This window comes from Paenibacillus rhizophilus, assembly GCF_003854965.1.
Taxonomy (GTDB): domain Bacteria; phylum Bacillota; class Bacilli; order Paenibacillales; family Paenibacillaceae; genus Paenibacillus_AQ; species Paenibacillus_AQ rhizophilus.
Genome location: NZ_RQPI01000003.1, coordinates 191,864 through 204,281, shown reverse-complemented (window position 1 = coordinate 204,281; position 12,418 = coordinate 191,864). Strand labels below are relative to the sequence as shown.

Sequence of the window (12,418 nt, the reverse complement as noted above, 5' to 3'; positions counted from 1 at the left end):
ATAAAGAAGGCGGACGCCTTCTTTATTCGCTTACCTTGCCCTGGTTCGCCACCTCGCGGGCCTTGGCCTCCACCTTCTCCGGCTCGCCGAGATAGAACCGGCGGATCGGTTTGACATCGTCGTCCAGCTCGTAGACGAGAGGAATGCCGGTCGGAATATTGAGGTGCAGCAGCGCGGCCTCGTCGATATCCTCCATATACTTGATCAGCGCGCGCAGCGTGTTGCCGTGCGCCGAAATCAGCACGCGCTCTTTCTTGCGGACGAGCGGCACGATCCGGTTTCCCCAGAAGTCGCCGACCCGGTGGACCGTGTCCTCCAGGCTCTCGCCGCGGGGGATATCGCCGGGACGCACCTCCTGGTAACGTCTGTCGTTTCTCGCGTAACGCGGATCGTCCGGCTCCAGCAGCGGCGGCTTGACCGACAGGCTGCGGCGCCAAATCTGCAGCTGCTCGTCGCCGTATTTTACCGCCGTCTCCGACTTGCTGAGTCCCTGCAGCGCCCCGTAATGCCGCTCGTTCAGCTTCCACGATTTCTGCACGGGAATCCACAGCAGATCCAGCTCTTCCAGGACCAGATGGAGCGTCTTGATGGAACGCTTAAGCACCGAGGCAAAGGCGAGGTCAAATGTATATCCGGCTTCCTTAAGCATTCTCCCCGCTTCCTTGGCCTCATGTATCCCCTTCTCCGTCAGATCCGGATCACTCCAGCCGGTAAACAGATTCTGCCGGTTGTATTCGCTCTCCCCATGGCGTATCAACACGATTTCATACATGCGCGCTATCCTCCCGTTCCTTTTTTATTATCATTTTCAAAAGCCGAAGACCTGAACAAGCGCCTTCGGTTCGATTTCACTTTGGTTTATCTGGTCTGCCGGAACCGACGGTCTTTTGCCTGTCTTCATATACCCCGGCGCCGAAAGCCGGTTCGGGATAACTCTGCCGCTGTTAGGCCTGCATTCATTCCCTCTTGCCAGCGGATTATTCGTCTGCCAATCATGACTGTTCTAATTAAGCCGGCTGTATAAAGTCCCGTTGGACTCCGCTAACTGTACCGGAACGTATTTACCCTGTAGACCTGCTGCCGAAACCGAATTCAGCGGATTTCCGAAGGGCTCTTTCCCGTATGCTGCTTGAACTGGCGGCTGAAAAAGAAAATGTCGCGGTATCCGAGCGCATCCGCCACCTCCGTCACGTTCATTCCCGCGTACAGCAGCAAATGCTGGGCCCGTTCGATCCGGGTGCGGATGACGTACGACTGCACGGAAGAACCGATCAGCTCCTTGAATTTAATGGAAAAATAGCGCGGCGACAGCCCGGCCCGGGCGGCCAGTTCTTCTACGCGATGGGGGGCGCCGGGATGCTGGCTGATATAATTCGCAACCTCGTGAATAACCTCCGCCAGTTGGTTGCTGACGCTGCGTTCCACCGGCTTGACCCGGTCTTCCCGCAGCAGGTTGATCATAATCTGCTTGAGAATAAGCTGGCCTTCTTCTTCCGCGGCGAATGTCTTCACCAGAAACAGCCGGACGTAGCGCGCAAGCAAATGCTCGAACTCCACCGTCTCGGTCAGCTTGCGGTAAGGCTCCGGGATATCGGTGACAGGCTCTTTGACGTCAAAATGAATGTATGTAAGCACAAGGGGTTTTTGCGGGTTATGCTTTGCGCTTGTATGGTCTCCCGGACGAAACAGAAAACAGCTTCCCGGTCCGACCTCATAGGCTGTGCCGTTGCGCACAACCGTTCCTTCTCCGCTCCAGACGTAGAACAAGTCGTAATTAGGGAGCGGCTTCTCCCTTTCCTGCCATTTCCACCCCGGCTCGCAGACGATTTTGGCCAAGGCGGGGAGGATGACAAAAGCGGAAGGCGATGCATGCAGCATCCTTTTCCCCTCCCTTATCGTAGCTTTTTCCTTATCATACCTCTTCATGCTTCATTTTGCACATCGTTCCAGGCCAGCGCAAGCCGGCGCATCCCTTCTATCAGTTCAGACTCGTCCAGGTGGGAAAAAGCGAAGCAGGCGGCGGGCTCGCCGGGCCGCATCCGGTACAGGGCGGCGTCTCTGAAATCAACGTTCCGCCGCAGAGCCGCCGCCCGGAACTGCGCGAATTCCGTTTCGCCGCGCAGCCAGCGGGCATATATATGCAGCCCCGCATCGCCGGGCTGCGGATGAAACAGGCCGCCCGGCAGCCTCGGTAGCAGCTCGCGCAGAATGCGGCCGCGCTCGCCGAAGAGGCGCGTCATGCGCCGGATATGGCGGGCGTAACCGCCGAGCGCCATGAAGCGGGCCACCGCCCGCTGCTCCAGCAGCCCTGCGGGCAGCGGCTCGTACAGCGCCTTCGCGGCCACCGTAGGCGCAACAAGAGAAGGCGGCAGAACCGCATAGCCGAGGCGAAGCCCGGCGAACATCGTGTTGGAGAAAGAGCCGATATACACGACGCGCTCCTCCCGGTCCAGAGCCTTCAAAGGCTCAATAGGGCGGCCGGACCAGCGGAACTCGCTGTCGTAATCATCCTCGATAATGATGGCGCGTCTGGCCGCCGCCCATTCCAGAAGCTTCCGCCTTCTCGCCAGCGGCATGACCGCGCCCGTGGGATATTGGCGGCTCGGCGTCACGAACAGCAGCCGGGCGTCCCAGTCCTGCGGCACAAGGCCGCTGCCGTCCACGAAGCCCGGAACCGGCACGCCGCCGGATACCTCGACGGCGCGCCGGATGCCGTGAAAGCCGGGGTCCTCTACGACGGCGCGGCCCCCGCTATCCAGCAGCAGCTGGGTGAGCAGGACGATGCCCTGCATGGAGCCGCTGAACGTCACGATATGTCCCGCTTCGGCGCGGATGCCGCGGGTAATCCGCAGATGGGCCGCGATTGCCCGCCGAAGCCCCTCGTCTCCCTGCGGAGGAGCAGAGACGCCGAGCGCACCGCCGCGTCTGCCCCCGGCATGGGACAGCGCGCTGCGCCATTCCGCGTAAGGGAAATGCTCCATCGGCATTCCGCCGCTGCGGAAGCTGATGACGGAGCCCGCCTCCGCAGCTTCCTCCCTTACAGGCGGCTGCTCGGCAAGCCGCCGCGCCCAAGCGGACAGCGGAATGTCCGCTGTCAGGTCCCGGATTGCCGCGGCTTCCGACGCCGGCAATCTGATTCCGCCTCTCGCTCCTGCGTTGAGCGGGCTCTCCGGCCTGCCGGGATGAACCGCGGCTTCCGCTACCCGGCCTTCGCTAGCGGGCGCGCCGCTGCGCCCTGCTTCGCGGGGATGTTGCGCCATCCCCGCATTCCCTTCTGCCTGTCCCGCGCTTCCTTCCGCATTCCCCGCACTTACATCCGCCTGTCCCATTCTTCCCTCCGCCGGCTGCCTGCCGTCCATCCCGAAGCCGTCAGCGGACACGAAGGTGCCGCGTCCCGTTTCGGATTTTACATAGCCGTCGGCTCCGAGCATATCGTAGACCTGGGCCGCCGACCCCCGCGACAGTCCGTATAGAACGGCAAGCTTGCGGGTGGAGGGAAGGCGTGCGCCTCCCGGTAAATTTCCGTTCAGGATCTCCGTCCGCAGCGCATGATACAGCGCCAGATATTTATAGCGGTACTCCGCCAAATATTCGTCAAAGCTTAATATTGGAATGACATCCATGCCTTTCTCCCCCATTCAAGTGGACCAATAAAAATAATGTAAATGGGCTCTTTTTTCTTGTCAATCTCCTGTTATGCTGTTTGTTAACCACCTTACCAGTCAAAGGAGCGCTTCAGATGAGAAGAAAAGAATTCAAGGTTGAGCAGGAGGAAGAACTGCAGACCTTTCTGGACGAAATGAGCTTCGGCTTTTTAGGCACGGTCGACGATCAGTGCCATCCGCGCGTCACTCCGCTCAATTTCGTCTATACCGGAGGATGTTTTTATTTCCACGGCAGCCATGCCGGAGGCAAAATGGAAGCCATCCGCAAGATGGACAAGGTCTGCTTCACCGTGGCGGACGAATTCGCCCTGATTCCTTCCTATTTTACCGACCCTGAAATGGCTTGTCCGGCCACTGCCTATTTCAAAAGCGTCACCGCCTTCGGCACGGCCGAGATCGTCACCGATTTAAGCGAAAAAGCGGCTGCGATGGAAAAGTTCATGCAGAAGCTTCAGCCGGAAGGCGGGTATGAGACCATTGACGCGGAAAATCCGAAGTACCGCCCCCAGCTTAAAGCGGTTGCGGTCGTACGGATCGTACCGGAGGAAATTACCGCCAAGTTCAAGTTCGGACAAAATCTGAAGGAGGAAGAGCGCAGCGCCGTCATCGGCGGACTTGAGGCAAGGGGCGGAGAACGCGATGCCGAGACGGTGGAAATGATGAAAAAATTGTGCCCGTTCCACTCCTCATAAACGGCTGAATAGACAAACAGGCATTATGCCAAAAGCTGAAACCCGAACGGGACTGTCCGCAAAACGCGGGCAGTCCCGGTTTGCTGTGTGAACGTTTATCAAACCCCTTAAAATTATCCCAAAACTTTTAGAAAAAACCGATTTTCCGAAGTGACTGTCCCGTATCGCAGATGATATAATGTTAGGCAATGTTAACACGTTTGTTCCGACTTCAAGAAGCTCCGATTCCAAAGTTAACCGGAAGGATGAAACCGATGAATCCACAGGCTGGACAATTAAATGAAAGCATTAAAGCCGGAAATGAGCATGTGTACGACATGCTGTCCACTCTCGGCAGAGAAATCTTTTTTCCAAAAGTAGGCATTCTGAGCCAATCCGCAGAAGCGACCGCTCATGCCAAGAAATACAACGCCACGATCGGCATCGCCACCGAGAACGGCGGCCCGATGCATCTGGGCGTCATTCAAGAGAAGCTCTCCGCGTTTGCTCCGAAGGACTTGTACGGCTACGCTCCGCCGGCGGGCAAACCGGAACTGCGGACCGTATGGCGCGGGAAAATGCTTCGCGAAAACCCTTCGCTCGAAGGCAAATCCTTCGGCAATCCGATTGTAACCAATGCGCTGACCCACGGGCTCAGCATCGTAGCCGACCTGTTCGCCGAGCCCGGCGACGCGGTCGTCTACCCCGATAAGAACTGGGAGAACTACGAGCTGACCTTCGGCGTCCGGCGCCATGCGGAATTGATTACCTACCCTCTGTTCACCGAGGACATGACCTTCAACAGCGACGGCTTGCTGCAAGCGCTGCTGGCTCAGAAGGATAAGGGCAAGGCCATCGTGCTGCTGAACTTCCCGAACAACCCGACGGGCTACACGCCGGGCATCAAGGAAGGCGACGCGATCGTAGCGGCCATTCTGCAAGCAGCTGAAGAAGGCGTTAATGTTGTCGCGGTTTGCGATGACGCGTATTTCGGACTCTTTTTCGAGGATTCCCTCAAGGAATCGCTGTTTGGCAAGCTGGCAAACGTGCATCCGCGCGTGCTTGCGGTCAAGATCGACGGCGCGACCAAGGAAGAATACGTATGGGGTTTCCGCGTAGGCTTCATCACTTATGCTTCCGAGAGCACAGATCTGCTGGCCGCCCTGGAGCAGAAGACGCTCGGCATTATCCGGGCTACCATTTCCAGCGGGCCGCATCCTTCGCAGACATTCGTGCTCGACGCGCTCAAGGCGCCGGCGTTCGAAGAACAGAAGGAAGAGAAGTTCCGGGTCATGAAGGGCCGGGCCAACAAGGTCAAGGCATTGCTCGACAGCGGAAAGTACGGAGACGAAGTATGGACGTACTATCCTTTTAACTCCGGCTATTTCATGTGTCTGAAGCTTCATACCGTTCAAGCGGAGGAGCTGCGCCAGCATCTGATCCATAATTACGGCCTTGGCACAATCGCTCTTGGCGACACCGATCTGCGAATCGCTTTTTCCTGCATCGCCGAAGAAAACCTGGAAGACCTGTTCGACCTGGTGTACGCCGGCATCCGCGACCTGGAAAAGGCCTGACCTATACTTGAAGTCCAGCCTCAATAATATCAGGAGCTGTCCCGCAAGTGGTTTCTAACCGCTGAGGGACAGCTCCTTTTAATATAAGATGTTTATCCGGAATCCAGCTTTTAATTTTGCGGCCTTGGCGACATTGGCCCATACCCCTTTAGACCACGGCACATACAATACGATGTACTCAAGTACAACAACTCACCGAAAGGGGAATGAACATGAGCGAAGAAGTAAGAGGCGGATACGGATACAGCCCTTTCACCAGCACTGGAGCCATTCTGGTTCTCTTCATCCTGCTGGTAATCATCTCCAAGTCTCTGTTTGTCTAATCGGCATTTGATTCATTCTCGGAAGAGAGCCTTCGGGCTCCCTTCCCTCCCATCATGTTCGCGCCGCTTTTATGGGATGTCCACATACAAGTAAGAGAGCGCAAAATAAAGAGATCCGTTCAAGCCGTTCCACGGCCCAAAGGATCTCTTCTTTTTTGTTACATGATAGTCTTGATCAACCGATGCCGTTCGGGGCTGCCTCCCTTTTATTTGCCGTTAATAGAAACTGGAGGGCATCCGATTAAAATATCGAGCTCTATGGTGATCTCAGCCGAATCCCGTTCGATAAACGCTTCAATATCCCTTTTGCCCGAGGACCAGGCAAGCGGGGTCATGTGAATCAGATCGACAAGCTCCGCTTTATTCAGTTCTTTGGGGTAATGGAGCGAGGCCGTATCCAGCACATGAAAATGCTTTTTGAAAAGCGCCGTCGTCCCATCGTTCCGGTACATCCTATTTTCGCTGTTCTTGAATATCGATTGTCTTACTTCCTTCAGATAACCGGAGCGGGGCAGGACTTTGATGACGAGACCGTCCCGGGCCAGAATCCGCTTGAATTCCTTGTAATTTGCAGGAGATAAAATATTGAGGATCACTTGGACCGACCCGTCAGCGAAAGGGGATTGCGCCAAGTCGCCCACGATCCAGACGGATTCGGCATACCGCTTGGAGGCCAGGACGATGCCTTCCTTGGATAGATCAAGACCGATTCCGGTCATTTCCGGACAGCAGCACGCCTCCAAAATCCGTCTGAGATGCGATCCTTCCCCGCAGCCCAAATCGGCGACCGTAGAGGGGATTTCAGAGCTTCTCGTATGCTCCTTGATCATGCGTGCCAACCTTTCATGCAGCGGAGCGTATAGGCCCGATTCCGTGATAATGCGGCGTCTGGCCTCGAACAATTCTTTCGTGTAATGGCCCTTTGCGGGGCGGACCGACAGGTTGAGATAACCCGGTTTGGCAAAATCAAACGTATGCTTATTGGTGCAGACCAGACTTTTATCCTCTTTCACTGTCATACGGGAGCCGCAAATCGGACATTGAAATGCCTGCTCCATTTTTTTTACGCGTGCGGCGCTTCTGGCTCTTCCATTCATACTTTGTCTCCCTTTCAAAATAAAAAATCACAGGCAATTGCCTGCGATCCGGAGTAAAGGGAAACAGCTCCATCCTGCCTGAGCTGGTTGAAGCCAAGATAGCCATTGCCAAATCAACCTTCCGCTTGCCGGCTGGAAGAAAGAGAAGGGTATAAAAAAAGAAAGGCGGCATGATCCGCCCTTCTTTCGTATGGGGTATTCTCCCTGCAAAAGAAGATGATTAAAAATGGACAGACTGATCCCGTTTACTCTGTATCACAAACAGAGCCTTTGAACGTATGGAATTATAGGTTCAAAGCCGGGAAACGCAGTCTGATGTAGTGCACCATTTCTAAAAATCCTCCTTGGAGATGGAAAGTTCAAGCATTGAATTACGGTTTAAGTATAAAGTTCATGCGCGGATTTGGCAATCCGGTCAAAAGCTGGAGCGGATTTGCGCCTTCGCTACTTCGGCTTGTCCGCCCAGCGCGGAGATCACTTCGGCCGATACGATCTCCGAAATTTGCTCCTGTGACTCCCGCGTCAGCCCGGCGATATGGGGCGTGATCGTACAGGTCGGGAGCGCCAGCAGCGGATGATCCTTCCGCGGCGGCTCCTCGCCAAGCACGTCCAGCACGGCCCCGGCAAGCCTATTCGCAGAGAGCGCCCCAACCAGAGCTTCTTCGTCGACTACAGCCCCTCTCGACGTATTGATCAGAACAGCGTTCTGCTTCATCAGATTCAGAGCAGAAGCGCCGATTAGCCCGCGCGTCGACGGAAGCAGCGGAACATGCAGGCTGATATAGTCGCTTTCGGCCAGCACCCGGTTTAAGTCGGCGGGAATAATTCCCGCCTCGGCGGCGGTATCTCCGTCCTTCTCAAGCCGGGGATCGCAGCCCAGAACCTTCATCCCGAGCGCCTTGGCCCTGGCGCCCGTCCGCCTGCCGATTTCGCCCACGCCGATGAGCCCCAGCGTCTTGCCCCCGATTTCATGCAGCGTGAACTGCTGCCGCGGCCAGCCCCCGGAACGGACGCTGCCTGCCGCATCCCCGAGACGCCGGGCGGAATGAAAGATGGCTGCGATGACGTATTCGGCTACAGAGGAAGCATTGGCGCTTCCCGCCGTAACGACCGGGATATGCCGCCGGGCCGCCGCATCCAGGTCGATATTGTCCAGCCCTGCGCCAAGCCGTCCGATTACCTTAAGGCGGGGAGCCGCTTCGATCAGGGCTGCATTTACCCGCGTCTGGTTGCGGACAATCAGGGCGTCCGCTTCCTTGACGGCTTCACTCAGCTCCGGACTGTTCCACAGACCGGGATCATAATGTACACGATGTCCTTCCTGCTCAAGCCGTTCCAGTCCATTCGGAGCGTTCCATTCCGTTATAACAATATTCATGCCTCACTTCCCCTCTGCGTTCCTTCATCCTCCTGCGTGAGCTGCGGAGGGAACGGAACCCCGGCAGTCACCGCCAAGTCTTCCAGTTCGCTTACGACATTGTCCGGCAGGGAAATGCCGGACAGCCGATTCCTCCCGGCGGAGCGGAATCTCCGCTCTCCCGGAAGCAGAATTTCCTCCGCCCCGGGCGACAGGGGAACCTGCTTGATCTCGTCCGCAAACCGCGAGACGGAGTCGCCGTACGCCTCCGTGTCAAGCCAGCGGGCCGGCGAAAACAGCAGGATCACATGTCCCACATCGGCGTTCTTGTCGCCCTCCTTGTACAGGTTCCCGATATGCGGGCCGAAGGACGCTCCGGTCAGAATGCCGCACAGCATCTCCACGGCCAGCGCCAGCGCATACCCTTTGGCTCCGCCAAGAGGGAGAACCGCTCCCTTGAGCGCTTCTCCGGCATCGGTCGTCGGTCTTCCCTCGCTGTCGATCGCCCAACCTTCCGGGATCGGCTGCTCCTGCTTCTGCGCCTGCATGATCTTTCCCCGCGCTACAACGCTGGACGAGAGGTCGGCGACGATCGGCGGCTGGTCTCCGGCGCCGGACGGGAACCCGAACCCGATCGGATTCGTCCCGAGAAAGGCCGACCGGCCTCCCCAAGGGGCAATGCCCGGCGGGGAGTTGGTCATGACGACCGACGCCATGTTCTCCTTGGCCGCCTCCTGGCATATGTAAGCAGCCGTTCCGAAGTGATTGCTTCCACGGACGAATACCGCCGCAACCCCCAGCTCCCGGGCAACGGGAATACCCTCCTGCAAAGCCCGGACGGCGACAACCTGGCCCAGCCCATTCCCGCCGTCCACGGTCAGCACCGCGCCGTGGCGCTCGGCAGCAATATCCGGTGAAGCGCTGATTCTCCCTTCCCGGATGCGCCGGGAATAGACCGGCAGTCTGCTGACGCCATGGCTGCCGTGCCCTTCCAGATCGGCGCGGATCAGGGAATCGGCCGTAATAAACGCGTCTTCCTCCGGTACATTTAAGGATATCAGAACCGACTGTACAAATTCGTAGAGCTTCCCGCTGTCATAGCGCTTTGCCGACATTTCCGCGTTACGCCTCCCCATTCATTTCTCTTTATTGTTATTCACGCGCTCGGATACAGCTTCGTCATTACAAATTCCCGGTGGCCGAGCGCTTCCGCAGCCGTCAGCCGCCCGTTAACGGTCCGTTCCAGCGTCTCCAGCAAGCGTTCCCGCGCTTCAGGCAGCGTAATCGTGCGTTCCAGCAGCGGACTTACATCGACGTCGATATGCTCGGCCATCAGCTTGACCGTCTTCGGGTTGGCCGATACTTTGATCACAGGCTCGATCGGATTGCCAATCACATTACCCTGACCTGTCGGAAAGAAATGGACGACCGCTCCGGCGGCGGCCATGAGCGTTATGCACTCCGCAGCGGCGGAAGAGCTGTCCATGAAATACAGACCCGGGCCGTTCTGCGGCGCCTCGGCAGGCTTCAGTACGCCGATGACCTGCTTGCTGCCGGTTTTTTCGATATTGCCGAGCGCCTTCTCTTCAATCGTGGACAGCCCGCCGGCGATATTGCCCTGGGTCGGCTGGGAGCCGAGCAGATCCACTCCCTGGGAAGCGAATCCCGAGACATAACGGTCATAGGTGCGCTGGAATTGCTCGCGCAGCTCTTCCGTCGCCATCCGGTCCGCGATCAGATGCTCTCCGCCGGTAAGCTCGGAAGTCTCCCCGAAAAACACGGTCGCCCCCTGATCAATCAAATAGTCGACCGTTTCTCCTACCGTCGGGCAGGAGCCAAGCCCCGTCGTCGTATCCGATTCTCCACATTTGATGCTTACGGTAAGCTCCGAGAGGGATACGGGTACCCGCTGAAGCTCTGTGGCCCACTGCACGAATTCTTTGGCTTTCCAGGCCGCCCGCCGGATAATTTCCAGATCACCCAAGCCTTCGATGGAGAATCCGGCCACAGGTTTGCCTGTTGCGGCGATGCCGTCCGTGATGATCTTCGTCCAGTTCGGCTCGATGCCGATCACGATGACCGCCGCCACGTTCGGATTGCTGCCCGTTCCGATCATCGTCCGGAAGTGCAGCTCCAAATCCTCTCCGTACTGAAGCCGCCCGTAAGCATGGGGCAGAGCCAGCGTGCCGGAGATGACCTTAGCCACCGCCTCGCAGGCTGCGTTTGAAATGTCGTCAACCGGTAAAATAATGACATGATTGCGAATACCCACCTTGCCGTTTTCTCTGCGATATCCAAATAATTGTCCCATTGTTACCACCTCGCCGATTTAATATTGTGAGTATGAACGTATTCCCCTTCGGTCAGCCCCTCCGGTGCAATGCCGATGGGAATGCCGTATTCGATGACCCTGCCGCCTTTCTCAAGAACGCCGATGGATATTTTATGCCCCAGCGGAACATTCTGAAGGCTTGTCACCGTTAATTCCGAATCGTCATCCATAAAGACCCCGACGACCTGCTGCCCGGCAGCAATGTCCGTCGTCGCGACACCCACCTGATCTCCCCGTTTGTGAATCAAAAAATGATGCATGCTCATTCCCCCATTCGTCATATTTGCGTTACTTGCGGATTCCCGTCTCGGTGGCGAGACCTGTGTAATACTCCGCTTCCTTGTTTACAAAATCCGTAAACTCCTGTCCTGTAAGCACGTTCGGATCAACCTGCAGCTTCTTGAGCTTCGCGACGAAATCAGGGTCCTGTGCCAGCTTGGCGACTCCATCTGCCCACTTCTTGACAATCTCCTGCGGCGTTCCTTTCGGAAAGCTCATGCCCGTCCACCAGGAGACGGACAAATCCTTCACTCCCTGCTCCGCCGTTGTGGGGACATCGGGATAATACGGGCTGCGCTCGGGAGACAGGATTGCCAGCACCTTCAGCTTGCCAGCCTTGACCAGGGTGGAAGTCTCATTTACGGTGTGAACGGCAAGAACCGCGTTTCCTCCGGCTACAAGGGGCAGAGATTCGGACGCGCCTTTCGTGGCGACCATCCGGGTTTTGGAAAAGTCGGCTCCAATCGCTTTCAGCCATTCGGCTACGGCAAAAGTAGAGAAGCCCGCAGGCCCTACGCTGGTCCAGGTCAGTTTCTCGGGGTTCGCTTTCGCCCATTCCGAGAATTCGCGGAAATCCTTCCACGGCGCGTCAGCGGCCACCACGAAGACGGGCGCGTCCGTTACGACCCGGGCCGCAAATTCGTGGTCGCTTAGGAGAACCGGCGCCGAGGCCGATCCGGCCTGCAGCATGGTCGTGCTCGCCACATTATCCGCAAGGACCGTGTAGCCGTCATTGGCCGCTTGTTTGAGCGCGTACTGCGCACCGGTGGCGCCGCCCGCGCCGGGCTTATTGACGATTTCGATCGGCTGCCCCCATTCCTTGCTGAGCCCTTCCGCAACCGTCCGGGCAACCAAATCTACGCCGCCTCCGGCCGAGAACGGCACCACATATTCGATGGGCCTGTTCGGATAGTCGGCGTTGGCTGAGGAGGCCGATCCATCCGCCGAAGCGGAGGGAGCCGCCGTTTCACCGCCCGATTGGGCAGCCCCGCCTGCGCCGGACTCCGCCGTGGAATTTGCTCCGCAGCCGGAGACCAGAAACAGCAGCGCCAGCGTCAGCGGCAGCAGCCGGGAAGCCTTTTTGTTCAATGTTTTCAAATCATTCACTCTCCTAAAT

The 12,418-nt window shown here is 57.5% G+C and carries 12 protein-coding genes; 3 read left to right on the top strand and 9 right to left on the bottom strand.

What is annotated here, in order from left to right; translation table 11 throughout:
- Positions 1–22 precede the first annotated feature (22 nt).
- The 3 genes from gpmA to EH198_RS08155 all read right to left on the bottom strand — a co-directional run bounded on the left by gpmA (position 23) and on the right by EH198_RS08155 (position 3,623).
- The gene (gene gpmA / locus EH198_RS08165) at positions 23–772 is read right to left on the bottom strand and encodes a 2,3-diphosphoglycerate-dependent phosphoglycerate mutase (protein ID WP_124695054.1); all 750 of its coding nucleotides are present in this window, start codon (positions 770–772) and stop codon (positions 23–25) included.
- 320 nt (positions 773–1,092) lie between these two features.
- On the bottom strand, positions 1,093–1,878 hold the full coding sequence (locus tag EH198_RS08160; RefSeq protein WP_124695053.1) for an AraC family transcriptional regulator: 786 nt from the start codon (positions 1,876–1,878) through the stop codon (positions 1,093–1,095).
- Positions 1,879–1,922: 44 nt separating this feature from the next.
- The gene (locus EH198_RS08155; protein WP_124695052.1) at positions 1,923–3,623 is read right to left on the bottom strand and encodes an aminotransferase-like domain-containing protein; all 1,701 of its coding nucleotides are present in this window, start codon (positions 3,621–3,623) and stop codon (positions 1,923–1,925) included.
- A 116-nt stretch (positions 3,624–3,739) separates the two neighbouring features.
- On the opposite strand from EH198_RS08155, the gene EH198_RS08150 reads away from it, so the two are divergent.
- From EH198_RS08150 to EH198_RS24875, 3 genes are all read left to right on the top strand, one after another.
- Positions 3,740–4,357, top strand: coding sequence for a pyridoxamine 5'-phosphate oxidase family protein (locus EH198_RS08150; RefSeq protein ID WP_124695051.1), 618 nt, complete (start codon positions 3,740–3,742; stop codon positions 4,355–4,357).
- Positions 4,358–4,611: 254 nt separating this feature from the next.
- Entirely contained in the window at positions 4,612–5,913 is a 1,302-nt protein-coding gene (locus tag EH198_RS08145) for an aminotransferase class I/II-fold pyridoxal phosphate-dependent enzyme (protein ID WP_124695050.1), read from the top strand.
- Positions 5,914–6,125: 212 nt separating this feature from the next.
- Positions 6,126–6,236: a YjcZ family sporulation protein gene (locus EH198_RS24875; protein WP_221621498.1), complete on the top strand. Its 111-nt coding sequence runs from the start codon at positions 6,126–6,128 to the stop codon at positions 6,234–6,236.
- A gap of 206 nt (positions 6,237–6,442) precedes the next feature.
- On the opposite strand, the gene EH198_RS08140 is transcribed toward EH198_RS24875, so the two are convergent.
- The 6 genes from EH198_RS08140 to EH198_RS08115 all read right to left on the bottom strand — a co-directional run bounded on the left by EH198_RS08140 (position 6,443) and on the right by EH198_RS08115 (position 12,399).
- Positions 6,443–7,294, bottom strand: a complete 852-nt coding sequence (locus EH198_RS08140; protein ID WP_246014148.1) for a putative RNA methyltransferase — start codon at positions 7,292–7,294, stop codon at positions 6,443–6,445.
- A gap of 454 nt (positions 7,295–7,748) precedes the next feature.
- A complete protein-coding gene (locus EH198_RS08135; protein ID WP_124695048.1) occupies positions 7,749–8,711 on the bottom strand; it encodes a hydroxyacid dehydrogenase in 963 nt (320 codons plus the stop codon).
- Positions 8,708–9,805: an Ldh family oxidoreductase gene (locus EH198_RS08130; RefSeq protein ID WP_185702807.1), complete on the bottom strand. Its 1,098-nt coding sequence runs from the start codon at positions 9,803–9,805 to the stop codon at positions 8,708–8,710. The genes EH198_RS08135 and EH198_RS08130 overlap by 4 nt, the downstream gene beginning before the upstream one ends.
- 41 nt (positions 9,806–9,846) lie before the next feature.
- Positions 9,847–11,001: a UxaA family hydrolase gene (locus tag EH198_RS08125; RefSeq protein ID WP_124695046.1), complete on the bottom strand. Its 1,155-nt coding sequence runs from the start codon at positions 10,999–11,001 to the stop codon at positions 9,847–9,849.
- Between the two features lie 2 nt (positions 11,002–11,003).
- Positions 11,004–11,282, bottom strand: a complete 279-nt coding sequence (locus EH198_RS08120; RefSeq protein WP_124695045.1) for a UxaA family hydrolase — start codon at positions 11,280–11,282, stop codon at positions 11,004–11,006.
- A gap of 28 nt (positions 11,283–11,310) precedes the next feature.
- Positions 11,311–12,399 carry a tripartite tricarboxylate transporter substrate binding protein gene (locus EH198_RS08115; RefSeq protein ID WP_246014147.1) on the bottom strand — a complete coding sequence of 363 codons (1,089 nt, stop codon included), beginning with the start codon at positions 12,397–12,399 and terminating at the stop codon, positions 11,311–11,313.
- Positions 12,400–12,418 lie beyond the last annotated feature (19 nt).